The sequence below is a fragment of the Pseudomonas tructae genome (genome assembly GCF_004214895.1).
Taxonomy (GTDB): Bacteria; Pseudomonadota; Gammaproteobacteria; order Pseudomonadales; family Pseudomonadaceae; genus Aquipseudomonas; species Aquipseudomonas tructae.
The window spans coordinates 4,296,913-4,312,431 of sequence record NZ_CP035952.1 but is presented as its reverse complement, the minus strand read 5'-3'; the positions used below and the strand labels follow the sequence as shown (position 1 = coordinate 4,312,431).

The window sequence follows — 15,519 nt, the reverse complement described above, 5'->3', positions numbered from 1 at the left end:
GGGGCAAGCCTGCTCCTACATTTTCGCTGTTTCAGTATCCCGCCGGCGCTTCAAGCAACAATGCGCGAAACTCCCCCAGCGGCAGCGGTCGGCTGTGCAGGTAGCCTTGGTACAAGTGGCAGCCCAGCCGCTCAAGAAACTCCAGTTGCTCCGACAATTCAACCCCTTCGGCAATCACCGCCAGGTCCAGGCTGCGGGCCATGGCGACGATGGCGCGGACGATTTCGGCGTCGTTGGGGTCCACGGGGGCGTCGCGGACGAAGGATTGGTCGATCTTCAAGGCATCCACCGGCAGGCGTTTGAGGTAAGTCAGCGAGGAATAGCCGGTGCCAAAGTCATCCATGGCAAAGCTGACGCCAAACGCCTTGAGTTCGCGCATTTTGCTGATGGTGTCTTCCAGGTTCTGGATGACGATGCCTTCGGTGATCTCCAGCTTGAGAATTTTGTGCGGCAGGCGGAAGTCGTCGAGGCTGCGCATCACCCGCTCAACAAAGTCGTTCTGGCGGAACTGCCGCGGGCTGATGTTCACGCACAGGCTGAAGTCATCGCCATCGATCAGTCCGTCGCGCAGCATGCCGGCACAGGCATCGCAGGCTTCGTCGAGGATCCAGCTGCCCACTTCAAGGATCAGCCCGCTTTCTTCCAGAACCTGGATGAACTGTGCCGGTGGCTGCTGGCCCAGTTGCGGGTGGTGCCAGCGCAACAGCACTTCGGCGCCGACGATGCGGTTGTCGCGGGCATCGACCTGGGGCTGGAAGTGCAGGGCCAGTTCGCCGCGGGCCAGGGCCAGACGCAGGTCGTTTTCCATGCGCAGGCGCTCGCTGGCGGCCTTTTGCATGGTGGTGTGGAACATTTGCGTGGTGTTGCGCCCGGAGTCCTTGGCCCGGTACAGGGCGATGTCGGCGCGTTTGAGCAGGTCGGCCGGGGTCGAACCGTGGTCGGGAATCAGCGCCATGCCGATGCTCGGGGTGACTTGCAGGCGCTGGCCGTCCAGTGACATCGGTTCGGCCAGCAGTTCACGCAGGGTGTCTGCCAGTTCGCGAACCTTTTCCGTGACCTCCTCGCGGCTGCCTTCCAGGCCGCTGAGCAATACCACGAACTCATCGCCGCCCAGGCGTGCGACGGTGTCTTCCAGGCGCACGCTGGCTTCCAGGCGCGCGGTGATGATCTTGAGCACCGTGTCGCCGACCGGATGGCCAAGGGAGTCGTTGATGTGCTTGAAGTGATCGAGGTCGAGGAACAGCAGAGCGCCGCGCAGGTTGTGGCGCTTGAGCAGGGCGATCTGCTGGCTCAGGCGGTCCATCAGCAGGGCACGGTTGGGCAGGTTGGTCAGCGGGTCGTGGTAGGCCAGGTGGCGGATTTGCGCCTGGGCGTTCTTCAGTTGGCTGACGTCGCGGGCGGTGAGCAACAGGCATTCGGTTTCGTTGAGGTTGATCGGCTCGATCGACACTTCGACGGTGAGGATGTCGCCGCGCTTGTTGCGTCCGAGCATTTCCCGGTGGTGCACCCGGCCCTTGTCCTGGAACTCATTGAGCAGTGCGGCGCGTTGCTTGTCGTCGGCCCAGATGCCGATGTCGTGTACGGTCTGGCCGATCACTTCGGCGGCGTTGTAGCCGGTCAGGCGGCAGAAGCCATCGTTGACCTCCAGGTAGCGGCCGCTGTCGCGCTCGGTGATGGTGATGGCGTCGGGGCTTGAGTGAAAGGCCTTGGCGAACTTTTCTTCGCTGGCCTTGAGCGCCGCTTCAGCACGCTGCTGCTGGGTGATGTCGCGCAGGGTGGTGACGCTGCAGGGCTGGTTGTCGACCTTGATCAGGCGGCTGGATATCACGCAGGTCAGCGGCTGGCCGTCCTTGTGATTGACCACCACGGCAACGTTGTTCAGGGCCTGGTCGCGGATCACCCGCTCGATGCGCCGGGCGCGTTCGGCCGACTCGGCCCACAGGCCGATCTGTTCGGCAGTGTTGCCCAGTACCTGCTCGGTATTCCAGCCAAACACCTGGGTAAAGGCCGGGTTGATCTCGATGAACTGGCCGTTGTCCTGGCGGGTGACGCAAATCGGGTCGGGGCTGGCCTGGAACAGGCTGGCGAACTTTTCTTCGGAGCTGGTCAGGCGTTGTTCGCGCTCAACCTGCTCGGTGATGTCCAGCAGGGTGCCGGCCATGCGCAGCGGGTTGCCCTGTTCATCGCGGTACAGCCGGGCGCGGCTTTCGATAAAGCGCGAGCTGCCGTCCTCCATCTGGATGCGGTAGGTGATCTGGTAATTGCCGGCCGGGCCTTCGCGCAGGCTGCGATAGGCCTGGCGCATGGTGCTGCGCTCCATTTCCGGCACACCTTCGAAGAATGACTCGAAGGATTCGTGAAAGGGCACAGGCTCAAGGCCGTGCAGTTCGGCCGCGCGCGCCGAGCCGTAGAGCATGCCGCTGGGAATGTGCCAGTCCCAGGTGCCCAATTGCGCCGAATCCAGGGCCAGGTCCAGGCGCTCCTGGCTGTCTTTGAGCGCTTGTTCTGCGCGCTTGTGTTCGCTGGTATCGACGAAGGTGCTGAGCAGGTAGGCGATGCCTTCGAGCTCGATGTTCTGGGTGCAGAGTATGCCGTCGTGGATTTCACCGCTGCTGCCGCGAAACTGCACTTCGAGGGTGACCGGGCCGCTGGTGCCGCTGGTCGCCGCCAGTACCTGCTGGCGTTGCTGGGGGTGCACCCACAGGCCGAGCTCCACGGTGCTCTTGTTGACGATCTGATGGCCCGGCCAGCCGAGGATATGCTCGAAGTGCTGGTTGACCTCGTAGATCATGCCGTCGGCGCGGCGGGTCAGCAGAATGACGTTGGGGCTCAGGTGAAAGAGCGTGGCAAAGCGCTTTTCCGAGTTGATCAGCGCCGATTCGCGTTCACGCTGGCGGGTGATCTCGCGGATGACGCCGACCATCTGTCGCCGGCCGTTGGGGTCCTTGGTCATGCTGCCATTGATTTCCAGCCAGTGCAGGCTGCCGTCGGGCCAGCGAATGCGATGGCGCAGGGCCTGTTCCACCGGCTCGCCATTGACCACCGCATGAAATGCCTGCAGGGCGCGCGGGCGGTCTTCCATGGGTACCAGTTCAAGGTAGTCCAGGTCATTGGGCAGGGGCTGGTGCGGATCAAAGCCGAACAGCGCCTGGGTGCCGCGCGACCAGCTGATCTGGCCGGTCTCGACATCCCAGAACCAGGCACCCAGGCGCGCACCGTTAAGCGCCGCCAGCAGTTGCGGGGCGTTTTCCCAGGTTTGCTCCGATTCCTGGGGGTCCGCCGCATGGATTCGAAGCATGCGCGGGAAGCGGTTTGCTGATTTGGGCATCGATACCAGACCTTTGGCAGATAACGCGTCCTTGAGCGGGCAGGCTTGCCCGGGTGTTACCTCAATTGTTCAAGGGGCTTGCATGGCTGTCGAGCAATGCCATAAAGGCCCTGGCGGCATTCGATAGCGTTCGTTCGGTGTGCAGAATGTAGCCTAGCTGGCGCGATAGCTGTATGCCCGGCAAGGCGATGGGCGCCACCTGCTCATCGAGCATAGTACGTGGCAGCACGCTCCATGCCAGGCCGATGGAAACCATCATTTTGATGGTTTCCAGGTAGTTGGTGCTCATGGCGATGTTCGGCGTCAGGCCCTGGGCCTCGAACAGGCGCTGGACAATGTGGTGGGTAAATGTGTTGCCGCCGGGAAAAACTGCCGGGTGATGGGCAATGTCGGCAAGGGTTACCGCATCTTTGCACGCCAACGGGTGCTCCGGGGCGGCAACGAAATCCAGTGGGTCGTTCCACACTGGCACCGTGCGGATAAGGTTACGGGGTTCGGGGGCCAGGGTTATCACGGCAATTTCCGCGCGGCCATGGAGTATTTCATCGTAGGCAGCTTCTGAATCCAAGAACTGAATATCCAGTGCCACTGCTGGGTGCTGGCGAGTGAAAGTCCGCAAAAGCGAGGGTAAGCGGTGCAAGCCGATATGATGGCTTGTGGCCAGGGTCAGGCGACCAGCAACTTCGCCCGTAAGATTGGTCAAGGCCCGGCGTGTATCATCCAGCACGTTGATAATTTGATAGGCGCGCGGCAGCAGGGCGCGGCCGGCTTCGGTGAGGTTGACTTCACGCCCGAGGCGATCGAACAGGCGCACATCCAGCTGTTGTTCCAGCCCGGCGATGCGTTTGCTGACTGCCGGCTGGGTCAGGTGCAAGCGTTCGCCTGCGGCAGAGAACCCCCCTGTTTCGGCCACAGCTATAAAGGCATTGAGATTGGCCAGGTCCATCTCTTTGTATTCCTTTAGGTTATCCAAAGCATAAATAATATGAATTTGAGTTATTCAATTTACCGACATAGCATCGTCCGTACAAGCCAAGGGGTTATTGGCATAGAAAGACGCTGATGAGGAACAGTCTGATGGCCGGCAAAACGCTTTACGACAAGCTCTGGGATTCGCATTTGGTCAAGCAGCGCGACGATGGTTCGGCGCTGATCTACATCGACCGTCACATCATTCACGAAGTGACGTCGCCGCAAGCCTTCGAAGGCCTGCGCCTGGCCAATCGAAAACCCTGGCGCATCGATGCCAACATTGCCACGCCTGATCACAACGTGCCGACCACCCCGGAGCGCAAGGGCGGTATCGACGCCATTGTCGACCAGGTCTCGCGTTTGCAGGTTCAGACCCTCGATGAAAACTGTGACGAGTATGGCATCGTCGAATTCAAGATGAATGACGTGCGTCAGGGCATTGTCCACGTCATCGGTCCGGAGCAGGGCGCAACCTTGCCCGGCATGACCGTGGTCTGTGGCGACTCGCACACCTCGACCCACGGCGCGTTCGGCGCCCTGGCCCATGGCATCGGCACCTCCGAGGTCGAGCACGTGCTCGCGACCCAGTGCCTGGTGGCCAAGAAGATGAAAAACATGCTGGTGCGCGTCGAAGGCCAATTGCCGTTCGGCGTCACCGCCAAGGACATCGTCCTCGCCGTGATTGGCAAGATCGGCACTGCCGGCGGCAACGGCCATGCGATGGAGTTCGCCGGCAGCGCCATCCGCGCGTTGTCGGTCGAAGGCCGCATGACCATCTGCAACATGTCCATTGAGGCCGGTGCCCGGGTTGGCCTGGTAGCCACCGATGAAAAGACTGTCGCCTACGTCAAGGGTCGCCCTTACGCGCCCAAAGGCGAGCATTGGGCGCAAGCGGTCCAAGCCTGGAAAGACCTGGTATCCGACGCCGATGCAGTGTTCGATACGGTAATCGAGCTGGACGCTGCGCAGATCAAGCCGCAGGTCAGCTGGGGCACTTCGCCCGAGATGGTCCTGGCCGTTGACCAATGCGTGCCAGACCCGGCTGCCGAAGCCGATCTGGTCAAGCGTGGCTCCATCGAGCGCGCCTTGAAGTACATGGGCCTGAGCGCCAACCAGGCGATTACCGACATCCAGCTCGACCGGGTGTTCATCGGCTCCTGCACCAACTCGCGCATCGAAGACCTGCGCGCCGCCGCGGAAATCGCCAAGGGCCGCAAGGTGGCCGCGACCATCAAGCAGGCGATCGTGGTGCCGGGCTCGGGCCTGGTCAAGGCCCAGGCCGAACAGGAAGGCCTGGACAAGATTTTCCTCGAGGCGGGTTTTGAGTGGCGGGAACCGGGTTGCTCGATGTGCCTGGCGATGAATCCCGACCGCCTGGAGAGTGGCGAGCATTGCGCCTCCACCTCCAACCGCAACTTTGAAGGGCGCCAGGGCGCCGGTGGCCGTACCCACCTGGTCAGCCCGGCGATGGCCGCCGCTGCTGCTGTTACCGGCCGTTTTGTCGATGTACGCGAGTTGATCCAAGGGAGCGCAGCATGAAAGCCTTTACCCAGCACACCGGCCTCGTCGCGCCACTGGACCGTGCCAACGTCGACACCGACCAGATCATTCCCAAGCAGTTCTTGAAGTCGATCAAGCGCACCGGCTTTGGTCCCAACCTGTTCGACGAGTGGCGCTACCTGGATGTCGGCCAGCCATACCAGGACAACAGCAAGCGCCCGCAGAACGCGGATTTCGTGCTGAACCATGCGCGTTATCAAGGTGCCAGCGTGTTGCTCGCCCGCGAGAACTTCGGTTGCGGCTCAAGCCGTGAACATGCGCCCTGGGCCTTGGAAGAATATGGCTTTCGCAGCATCATCGCGCCGAGCTACGCCGACATCTTCTTCAACAACAGCTTCAAGAACGGCTTGCTGCCGATCATCCTCAGCGAGCAGGAAGTCGATGAGCTGTTCAAGCAGGTCGAAGCCGAGCCTGGCTATCAGCTGAACGTGGACCTGCAGGCGCAGACTGTGACCCGTCCGGACGGCAAGGTGTTGAGCTTCGAGATCGACGCGTTTCGCAAGCACTGCCTGCTCAACGGCCTGGATGACATCGGCCTGACCTTGCAGGATGGTGATGCAATTGCCGCGTTCGAGGCCAAGCATCGGGCCAGCCAGCCGTGGTTGTTTCGTGACGCTTGAGTGAAGCTTTCGCGGGGTAAGCCCGCTCCCACGGAGGTAGGAGCGGGCTTGCCCCGCGATTATAAGGCCCCAGGAGATCTCAATGACCAGCACCACCCATAAGGACGTCGTCCAGCGCCAGTTCGGCGAGCAGGCCAATGCCTACCTGAGCAGCGCCGTGCATGCCCAGGGCAGTGAGTTTGCCCTGTTGCAGGCAGAGCTTGCCGGCCAAGGTCGCGCGCGTTTGCTGGACCTTGGCTGTGGCGCTGGCCATGTGAGTTTTCATGTTGCCCCGCTGGTGCGTGAAGTGGTGGCCTACGACCTGTCGCAGCAGATGCTCGATGTGGTCGCCGCCGCTGCCACCGAGCGCGGGCTGGAAAACGTTGTCACTGAGCGTGGCGCCGCCGAGCGCCTGCCATTTGCCGATGGATCGTTCGACTTTGTCTTCAGCCGCTACTCGGCGCACCACTGGAGCGACCTGGGCCTGGCCCTGCGGGAAGTGCGCCGGGTGCTCAAACCTGGGGGCGTGGCAGCGTTCATCGACGTGATGTCGCCGGGCAGCCCGCTGCTCGACACCTACTTGCAAAGCGTCGAAGTGTTGCGCGATACCAGCCATGTACGCGATTACTCGGCCAGTGAATGGTTGCAGCAGGTCAGCGAAGCCGGCCTGTTCACCCGTAGCCACAGCCGTCAGCGCTTGCGCCTGGAGTACAGCTCCTGGGTCGAGCGCATGCGCACCCCCGACGTGATGCGTGGCGCCATTCGCCAATTGCAACAGGCGATGGGCGAAGAAGTACGGCAGTATTACCAGATTGAAGCCGATGGCTCGTTCAGCACCGATGTCGTGGTGCTCTGGGCCGAACGCTAGGTTTTTTCCGGCAGGCCAACAGGGCGTGCCGCTTGAATTGAATAGAGGAACGCATGAACAAGCAGATTCTGATTCTTCCAGGTGATGGCATTGGTCCGGAAATCATGGCCGAGGCGGTCAAGGTTCTGGAGCTGGCCAACGACAAGTTCCAGCTCGGCTTCAGCCTTGCCCACGACGTGATCGGTGGCGCGGCCATCGACAAGCACGGCGTGCCGCTGGCCGACGAAACCCTGGAGCGCGCCCGCAAGGCGGACGCGGTATTGCTCGGCGCTGTCGGCGGACCGAAGTGGGACAAGATCGAGCGCGATATTCGCCCGGAACGCGGCTTGCTGAAAATCCGTTCGCAACTGGGCCTGTTCGCCAACCTGCGCCCGGCGATCCTCTACCCGCAACTGGCCGATGCCTCCTCGCTCAAGCCGGAAATCGTCGCGGGTCTGGACATTCTGATCGTGCGTGAGCTGACCGGCGGCATCTACTTCGGCGCGCCGCGCGGCACCCGTGAGCTGGAGGGCGGTGAGCGCCAGTCCTACGACACCCTGCCATACAGCGAAAGCGAAATCCGCCGTATCGCCCGGGTCGGTTTCGACATGGCCCGTGTGCGCGGCAAGAAGCTCTGCTCGGTGGACAAGGCCAACGTCCTGGCTTCCAGCCAGCTGTGGCGTGAAATCGTCGAGGAAGTGGCCAAGGATTACCCGGACGTCGAGCTCAGCCACATGTACGTCGACAACGCCGCCATGCAGCTGGTGCGTGCGCCCAAGCAGTTCGACGTGATGGTCACCGACAACATGTTCGGCGACATCCTGTCGGATGAAGCTTCCATGCTCACCGGCTCCATTGGCATGCTGCCATCAGCGTCGCTGGATGCCGACAACAAGGGCATGTACGAGCCTTGCCATGGCTCGGCACCCGACATCGCCGGCCAGGGTATTGCCAACCCGCTGGCGACCATCCTTTCGGTGTCGATGATGCTGCGTTACAGCTTCAACCAGCAGGTGGCCGCCGAGGCCATTGAACAGGCCGTCAGCCTGGTATTGGATCAGGGGCTGCGCACCGGCGACATCTGGTCGAACGGTTGCAGCAAGGTAGGTACGCAGGAAATGGGCGACGCAGTAGTCGCAGCGCTGCGGAATCTGTAATCTCTCGGGCCCGCTGCTGTTTTTCCATGTGAAGCAGCGGCCCACTTTTTAGCAAAGGTGTAGTTGCGATGAAACGTGTAGGTCTGATCGGTTGGCGCGGCATGGTCGGTTCCGTGCTCATGCAGCGGATGCTGGAAGAGCAGGACTTTGATCTTATCGAGCCGGTGTTCTTCACCACCTCCAACGTCGGTGGCCAGGGTCCTGCGGTGGGCAAGGATATTGCCCCGCTCAAGGACGCTTACAGCATTGAAGAGCTCAAGACCCTCGATGTGATCCTGACCTGTCAGGGCGGCGACTACACCAACGAAGTCTTCCCCAAGCTGCGCGAAGCCGGCTGGCAGGGCTACTGGATCGACGCCGCCTCCAGCCTGCGCATGCAGGATGATGCGGTCATCGTCCTCGACCCGGTCAACCGCAAGGTCATCGATCAGCAGCTCGACGCCGGTACCAAGAACTACATCGGCGGCAACTGCACCGTCAGCCTGATGCTGATGGGCCTGGGCGGCCTGTTCGAGGCTGGCCTGGTCGAGTGGATGAGCGCCATGACCTATCAGGCCGCTTCGGGCGCCGGTGCGCAGAACATGCGCGAGCTGATCCGCCAGATGGGCGCGACCCACGCCGCCGTGGCCGATGACCTGGCCAACCCGGCCAGCGCCATCCTCGACATCGACCGCAAGGTTGCCGAGGCCATGCGCAGTGAAGCCTACCCGACCGAGAACTTCGGCGTACCGCTGGCCGGTAGCCTGATCCCGTGGATCGACAAAGAGTTGCCCAACGGCCAGAGCCGCGAAGAGTGGAAGGCCCAGGCCGAGACCAACAAGATCCTTGGCCGCTTCAAGAGCCCGATCCCGGTCGACGGCATCTGCGTGCGCATCGGCGCCATGCGTTGCCACAGCCAGGCGCTGACCATCAAGCTGAACAAGGACGTGCCGATCGCCGACATCGAAGGCATGATCAGCCAGCACAACCCTTGGGTGAAACTGGTGCCGAATCAGCGCGAAATCAGCATGCAGGAGCTCAGCCCGACCAACGTCACCGGTACCCTGAACATCCCGGTGGGCCGCCTGCGCAAGCTGAACATGGGTTCCCAGTACCTGGGCGCCTTCACCGTCGGTGACCAGTTGCTGTGGGGCGCGGCCGAGCCGCTGCGGCGCATGCTGCGGATCCTGCTGGAGCGTTGATCGCCACGCAGAGTTGAATAGAAGCCCGTGCCGGAAACTGCGCGGGCTTTTTTGTGGGTGCAGTCATCGCGGGCAAGTCGGGACGCCGCACCGCCGCTCCCACTGTGGGAGCGGCGGTGCGGCGTCCCGACTTGCCCCGCGATTGCGGTGTCCTGCCAATGCAAATCCAAGTAAAGTGCCGCTCCCGCCGTTCCAGCAGAGGATTTTTCCATGACCCAGCTTCTTGATATCGCCGTCATCGGTGCCACCGGTACCGTCGGTGAAACCCTCGTGCAGATCCTCGATGAGTGCGATTTCCCGGTCGGCACCCTGCATCTGCTGGCCAGTAACGAATCGGCGGGTAGTAGCGTGATGTTTCGCGGCAAGAATCAGCGCGTGCGTGAAGTCGACAGCTTCGACTTCAGCAAGGTCAAGCTGGCCTTCTTTGCCGCAGGCCCTGCGGTAACCCGCAGTTTCGCCCCGAAGGCCCAGGCAGCCGGTTGTGCGGTAATTGACCTGTCTGGCGGCCTGTCGGCCGAGCAGGCGCCAGCCGTGGTGCCCGAAGCCAACCCGGCGCGGCTCGACAGCCTCAAGGCGCCGCTGCAACTGAGCAGCCCGAGCAGCGCTGCGATCGCTTTGGCAGTCACCCTGGCACCGCTCAAGGGCCTGCTGGAACTTGAGCGCATCAACGTCACCGCGTGCCTGGCGGTTTCTGCCCAAGGCCGCGAGGCGGTCAACGAGCTGGCCCGGCAGACTGCCGAACTGCTCAACGCCCGTCCGCTGGAGCCACGCTTTTTCGATCGGCAGATGGCTTTCAACCTGCTGGCCCAGGTTGGCGGCAGCGATGCCGAGGGCCATGGCGGCCTGGAGCGTCGCCTGGTCAGCGAGTTGCGCGAAGTGCTCGCCTTGCCTTCACTGAAGATTTCCGTGACCTGCGTTCAAGTCCCGGTGTTTTTCGGCGATAGCTACAGTGTGTCCGTGCAAAGCCGCACGCCGGTCGACCTGGCGGCGGTCAACGCCGCGCTGGAAGCTGCTCAGAGCATCGAGCTGGTGGAGGAGGGTGATTATCCGACGCCGGTGGGTGACGCAGTGGGCCAGGACGTGGTCTATGTTGGACGGGTACGCGGTGGAATCGACGAGGCTGAACAGCTCAACCTCTGGCTGACCACTGATAATGTGCGCAAAGGCGCGGCCCTGAACGCAGTTCAGCTGGCGCAATTGTTGATAAAAGGCCTTGTGTAAAAGATACTTGCCGACAATTTGCCCCACTTGTTCTCGGTTGCCGGGGAAGGTTCATTCAAAGGAAGAGGTCATGCTTCGAATTCGCAAACTGGTCTTAGCAATAGCCGCGGCGTCGGCGCTGTCGTCCGGTATGGCGCATGCCCTCGGGTTGGGCGAGCTGACGTTGAAGTCAGCGCAGAATCAACCTCTGGATGCCGAGATCGAATTGCTCGATGTCCGTGACCTGACGGCGGCGGAAGTGGCGCCGAGCCTGGCGCCGCCTGAAGAGTTCGCCAAGGCCGGTGTCGAGCGCCAGGCATTTCTCAATGACCTGACCTTCACCACGGTGATCAATCCCAACGGCAAGAGCGTGTTGCGGGTGACCTCGAGTCAGCCGCTGCCGGCGCCGATGGTCAAGTTCCTGGTCCAGGTCATGTGGCCCAACGGTCGCCTGCTGCGTGACTACAGCATGCTGATCGATCCGGCCAAGTTCAACACCCCGGCCGGGCAGCCTGCGCCGGCGGGCGTTGCGCCTGCAGTGACCGCGGCCAACTACACCACCGTGCGTCGCGACACCCTGTGGGAAATCGCCTCGAAAGCCCGTCAAGGCGGTTCGGTGCAGCAGACCATGCTGGCCATCCAGGCGCTGAACCCGGATGCCTTCATCAATGGCAACATCAACCTGCTCAAGACCGGTCAGGTGCTGCGCCTGCCTGATCAGCAGCAGATCGCCAGTATTCCCCAAGGCCAGGCCATCACCGAGGTTGCCGAGCAGTACGCTGCCTGGCGCGAAGGCCGGCGCCTGGGGCCACGCGCCCGCCAGCTCGACGCCACCCGGCGCAGCGGCACCGAGGCTGCGCCAGCGCGAATTGCCAATCAGGACAACCTCAAGCTGGTCGCCCCCGGCAGCAAGGCCGCAGCGGGCAGCAAAGGGCTCAACGACAAGCTGGCGGTGGCCCAGGAAAGCCTGGACACCAGCCGTCGTGACAATGAAGAACTGAAAAGCCGCATGGTCGACCTGCAGAGCCAGCTGGACAAGCTGCAGCGGCTGATTGCGCTGAAGAACGACCAGTTGGCCAAGCTCGAAGCCCAGGGTATGGCCGAGGCTGCTGCACCTGAAACGCCCGCAGCGCCGGCGCCAGCGATCACTGCCGAGCTGCAGCCGGCCCCGGCGCCTGAGCAGCCTGTGGCCACGCCAGCCCCGGCTGCGGTTGATACCGCTCCGGTTGAACCGGCGACTGCCGAGCAGGCGCCGGCCGACTCGAACAAGATGCTCGACGATCTGCTCGGCAACCCGTTGCTACTGGCGCTGATCGCCGGCTCCGCCTTGCTGGTGCTGTTGCTTGTGCTGCTGTTGCTGGCGCGCAAGCGCAAAGCCGATCAGGAAGCGGAAAAACACCTGCGCATGGCCCGTGCCCTGGCCGAAGAGAGTGATCGCGCGCCAGACCTGGACCTGCCGCCAAGCAGCTTTGAAGGCCTGGAAGTGGCCGCGCCCAATGTGACCCTGGCGCCAGCGGTGGTCGCGGCCTCGGCGGCGGCGGCCACTGCGGCCGCGCTGCCTGCTGAAGAGCCGGTGGTGGTTGCCCAGCCTGAGCCAAGCAAGCCGGTGCAAGGGCCGATTGCCGCGCCCCTGGTCGCCCCGGCCGCCAGCGCGCCAGCGCCGACGGGTGATGCGCTGCTCGACGAAGTGGAGCTGAGTATCGCCCGTGGTCGCCTGAATCACGCTGCCGACCTGCTCGAGCCTGCTGTTGCCGCAGCCCCCGAGCGCAGCGACCTGCGCCTGAAGCTGATGGAAGTCTATGCCCGCCAAGGCGATCGTGACGGCTTTGTCGGTCATGAGCGCCAGTTGATCGCCACCGGCCAGAACCATGCCGATGTCGAGAACCTGAAAAGCCGCTTCCCGGCCATGCTTGCGGTGGCTGCGGCCGGTGTCAGCGCTGCGGCGCTGGCGGCCGAGCTGGATGCCCAGTACGTACAGGAGCTGCTGCAGGACGAGGCGCCTGCCGAGCCGGTCGCTGAAGTCGAGCCGGTCGTCGAGGCTGAGGCGCTCGCTGAGCCTGAAACTGCTGTTGAAGCGTCGCTGGATGACCTTGAGGCTTTGCCTGAAGACGACCTGGACAGCGCTTTTGACCTGAGCCTGGATGACGACCTGCAAGGCCTGGAACTGGACGAGCCGCCATTGCTCGATGAGCCTGCGCAGGCCGTCGAAGCGCCGCAGGCTGCAGAAATCGCCAGCGAAGCCAGTACCGCTCAGCCGGACTTCGACGCCTTGCTCGAAGAGCATCTTGCCCAGCCTGAGCCGGCCCTGGACGATCTCGCTGATTTCGACCTCGACGTTGCCGGCGACGAGCCTGCGCCGCAGCCGGGCAGCGACAGCGTCGACATTGCCGCCGAATTGGCTGCGTTCGACGAGACCATGCCCGAGTTCGATCCGCTAAGTGAGCTGGACCTGCCGGAAGACTTCGACCTTTCGTTGTCGCTGGACGAGTCGGAGGCGGACAAGCACTTCGCCTCGGAGCTCGATGACGTCAACGCCGAACTCGACAAGTTGTCGCAAAGCCTCGAACAGCCCTCGCTCGAACCAAGCTTCACCGAAGCGGACGCCGCCTTGGGTGACGACCTGGGCGATGACTTCGACTTCCTTTCCGGCGCCGATGAAGTGGCCACCAAGCTGGACCTGGCCCGAGCCTATATCGACATGGGCGATCATGACGGGGCTCGCGACATCCTCGACGAAGTGCGCAAGGACGGCAGCGATGCCCAGCGCCAGGAAGCCGACGAGCTGCTCTCGCGTCTGGTTTGAGTTCAGCCCTTGTAGCGACAACGGCAGCCCATGTGGCTGCCGTTGTCGTTATAATTCCCGCCATCTGCTAAACCGATAGGCTGTATCCCCTTGGAAATCATAGATAACGCCGCTGACGAAGTGGCGGCCGAAGGCTTCTTTCGCATCGCCTTGGGCGTTGAGTACAAAGGCTCGCGCTATCGCGGCTGGCAGCGTCAGGCCAGCGGCGTGGCGAGCGTGCAGCAAACCCTGGAAGAAGCCTTGTCGCGGGTTGCCGATTCGCCGGTCATCGTGCAGTGTGCCGGACGCACCGATGCTGGCGTGCACGCTTGCGGCCAGGTGGTGCATTTCGATACCCAGGCGGTGCGCAGCATGAAGGGCTGGACCATGGGCGCCAATATCAACTTGCCCCATGACATCAGCGTGTCCTGGGCCAAGCAAATGCCCGCGCACTTTCATGCGCGCTTCAAGGCCATTGCCCGGCGTTATCGCTATGTGATCTACAACGACCAGATTCGCCCGGCGCACCTGGGCGAAGAGGTAACCTGGAACCACCGCCCACTGGACGTCGAGCGCATGGCCCTGGCCGCCGAGTACCTGGTCGGCATCCATGACTTCAGTGCTTTTCGCGCCGGCCAGTGCCAGGCCAAGTCGCCGGTCAAGAACATTCATCACCTGCGGGTCAGCCGCCATGGCCGGATGATCGTGCTCGACATCCGTGGCAGTGCCTTCCTCCACCATATGGTGCGCAACATTGCCGGTGTACTGATGACCATCGGCGCTGGCGAGCGACCACCGGAGTGGGCGCGGGAAGTGCTGGAGAGCCGCGATCGGCGCGCCGGCGGTGTGACGGCGCATCCGTACGGGCTGTACCTGGTGCAGGTCGAGTACCACGACGAGTTCGAACTGCCCCAGCGTTACATCGGCCCACACTTCATCACCGGCTACGAGGGATTGACGGGCTGACGGCCCGCAAGCCATTTGATAACATCCGGGACTTTCCGCTTTCTGCTGAGGTTCACAGCTCATGAGCGCCGTTCGCAGCAAAATCTGCGGCATTACCCGTATCGAGGATGCGCTGGCCGCAGCCGAGGCGGGCGCTGACGCCATCGGCCTGGTGTTCTATGCCAAAAGCCCGCGGGCGGTCGATGTGCAGCAGGCGCGGGCGATCATTGCCGCGCTGCCGCCGTTTGTCACTACCGTGGGTCTGTTCGTCGACGCCAGCCGCTGCGAGCTGACGGAAATCCTCGAGGCGGTGCCGCTGGACCTGCTGCAGTTCCATGGCGACGAGACCCCGGCCGATTGCGCAGGTTTCAACCGCCCCTGGATCAAGGCCTTGCGCGTGCGCCCGGGCGACGATCTGGAAGCCAGCTGCAAGTTGTACAGCGGTGCCAGCGGTATCCTCCTCGATACCTACGTGGCCGGTGTGCCAGGCGGTACCGGCGAAGCGTTCGACTGGTCGCTGGTACCCAAGCGCCTGAGCAAGCCGATTATCCTCGCCGGCGGCCTGTCGCCTGACAACGTGGCCCAGGCTATCGGGCAGGTGCGGCCGTACGCGGTGGATGTCAGCGGGGGCGTGGAACAGGCCAAGGGCATCAAGGACCCGGCGCGGATCGAGGCATTCATTAACGCGGTCAAGCAGGCGTGAAGTCGTTGAGTGCTGCGGATGTGACGGCTGGCCGCGCGCCATCGTCCATAGCTTTCGCAGCCCGGTGCTGCCGGATCGTGCCCATGGGCCGGTCGAAATTACCGGGCGACGCTACAGGCGTCGCCCTAACAGGTTGACGAGGGTGCGTATCGGGGTGGCTCGCTGCAGGCGGGCGCCGGAGCCGGGCCCTCATCGCGTCATACACGAATTGAGCTCAAGGGCATACGCGCGAACTGGCAGCCATA

At 63.0% G+C, this 15,519-nt stretch carries 11 protein-coding genes; 9 read left to right on the top strand and 2 right to left on the bottom strand.

The genetic code is table 11. From position 1 onward, the window contains the following. Positions 1 to 31: 31 nt before the first annotated feature. Positions 32 to 3,328: a sensor domain-containing protein gene (locus EXN22_RS19645; RefSeq protein WP_130265632.1), complete on the bottom strand. Its 3,297-nt coding sequence runs from the start codon at positions 3,326 to 3,328 to the stop codon at positions 32 to 34. A 61-nt stretch (positions 3,329 to 3,389) separates the two neighbouring features. Beyond that, positions 3,390 to 4,274: a LysR family transcriptional regulator gene (locus EXN22_RS19640; RefSeq protein WP_130265631.1), complete on the bottom strand. Its 885-nt coding sequence runs from the start codon at positions 4,272 to 4,274 to the stop codon at positions 3,390 to 3,392. Positions 4,275 to 4,405: 131 nt separating this feature from the next. On the opposite strand from EXN22_RS19640, the gene leuC reads away from it, so the two are divergent. The 9 genes from leuC (at position 4,406) to EXN22_RS19595 (ending at position 15,274) form a co-directional block, all read left to right on the top strand. Then, a complete protein-coding gene (gene leuC / locus EXN22_RS19635; protein ID WP_130265630.1) occupies positions 4,406 to 5,839 on the top strand; it encodes a 3-isopropylmalate dehydratase large subunit in 1,434 nt (477 codons plus the stop codon). Beyond that, a complete protein-coding gene (gene leuD / locus EXN22_RS19630; protein WP_130265629.1) occupies positions 5,836 to 6,480 on the top strand; it encodes a 3-isopropylmalate dehydratase small subunit in 645 nt (214 codons plus the stop codon). Before leuC ends, leuD begins: the two co-directional genes overlap by 4 nt. An 82-nt stretch (positions 6,481 to 6,562) precedes the next feature. Continuing rightward, positions 6,563 to 7,327 carry a class I SAM-dependent methyltransferase gene (locus tag EXN22_RS19625; RefSeq protein WP_130265628.1) on the top strand — a complete coding sequence of 255 codons (765 nt, stop codon included), beginning with the start codon at positions 6,563 to 6,565 and terminating at the stop codon, positions 7,325 to 7,327. Between the two features lie 53 nt (positions 7,328 to 7,380). Beyond that, the gene (leuB, locus tag EXN22_RS19620; RefSeq protein WP_130265627.1) at positions 7,381 to 8,463 is read left to right on the top strand and encodes a 3-isopropylmalate dehydrogenase; all 1,083 of its coding nucleotides are present in this window, start codon (positions 7,381 to 7,383) and stop codon (positions 8,461 to 8,463) included. 68 nt (positions 8,464 to 8,531) lie between these two features. Further along, positions 8,532 to 9,644, top strand: a complete 1,113-nt coding sequence (gene asd, locus EXN22_RS19615; protein ID WP_010223256.1) for an aspartate-semialdehyde dehydrogenase — start codon at positions 8,532 to 8,534, stop codon at positions 9,642 to 9,644. Between the two features lie 210 nt (positions 9,645 to 9,854). Continuing rightward, entirely contained in the window at positions 9,855 to 10,865 is a 1,011-nt protein-coding gene (locus tag EXN22_RS19610) for an aspartate-semialdehyde dehydrogenase (protein ID WP_130265626.1), read from the top strand. A gap of 70 nt (positions 10,866 to 10,935) precedes the next feature. Then, positions 10,936 to 13,647: a FimV/HubP family polar landmark protein gene (locus EXN22_RS19605; protein WP_130265625.1), complete on the top strand. Its 2,712-nt coding sequence runs from the start codon at positions 10,936 to 10,938 to the stop codon at positions 13,645 to 13,647. 120 nt (positions 13,648 to 13,767) lie between these two features. Beyond that, positions 13,768 to 14,592 carry a tRNA pseudouridine(38-40) synthase TruA gene (gene truA / locus EXN22_RS19600; RefSeq protein ID WP_130266870.1) on the top strand — a complete coding sequence of 275 codons (825 nt, stop codon included), beginning with the start codon at positions 13,768 to 13,770 and terminating at the stop codon, positions 14,590 to 14,592. Between the two features lie 61 nt (positions 14,593 to 14,653). Then, on the top strand, positions 14,654 to 15,274 hold the full coding sequence (locus tag EXN22_RS19595) for a phosphoribosylanthranilate isomerase (RefSeq protein ID WP_130265624.1): 621 nt from the start codon (positions 14,654 to 14,656) through the stop codon (positions 15,272 to 15,274). Positions 15,275 to 15,519 lie beyond the last annotated feature (245 nt).

What these genes read in the sequence shown, in the direction of transcription:
- EXN22_RS19610 (WP_130265626.1), top strand. Translation starts at nt 9,855, where the DNA reads ATGACCCAGCTTCTTGATATCGCCGTCATCGGTGCCACCGGTACCGTC.
- leuC (WP_130265630.1), top strand. Translation starts at nt 4,406, where the DNA reads ATGGCCGGCAAAACGCTTTACGACAAGCTCTGGGATTCGCATTTGGTC.
- asd (WP_010223256.1), top strand. Translation starts at nt 8,532, where the DNA reads ATGAAACGTGTAGGTCTGATCGGTTGGCGCGGCATGGTCGGTTCCGTG.
- EXN22_RS19595 (WP_130265624.1), top strand. Translation starts at nt 14,654, where the DNA reads ATGAGCGCCGTTCGCAGCAAAATCTGCGGCATTACCCGTATCGAGGAT.
- EXN22_RS19640 (WP_130265631.1), bottom strand. Translation starts at nt 4,274, where the DNA reads ATGGACCTGGCCAATCTCAATGCCTTTATAGCTGTGGCCGAAACAGGG.
- EXN22_RS19625 (WP_130265628.1), top strand. Translation starts at nt 6,563, where the DNA reads ATGACCAGCACCACCCATAAGGACGTCGTCCAGCGCCAGTTCGGCGAG.
- leuD (WP_130265629.1), top strand. Translation starts at nt 5,836, where the DNA reads ATGAAAGCCTTTACCCAGCACACCGGCCTCGTCGCGCCACTGGACCGT.
- EXN22_RS19645 (WP_130265632.1), bottom strand. Translation starts at nt 3,328, where the DNA reads ATGCCCAAATCAGCAAACCGCTTCCCGCGCATGCTTCGAATCCATGCG.
- EXN22_RS19605 (WP_130265625.1), top strand. Translation starts at nt 10,936, where the DNA reads ATGCTTCGAATTCGCAAACTGGTCTTAGCAATAGCCGCGGCGTCGGCG.
- leuB (WP_130265627.1), top strand. Translation starts at nt 7,381, where the DNA reads ATGAACAAGCAGATTCTGATTCTTCCAGGTGATGGCATTGGTCCGGAA.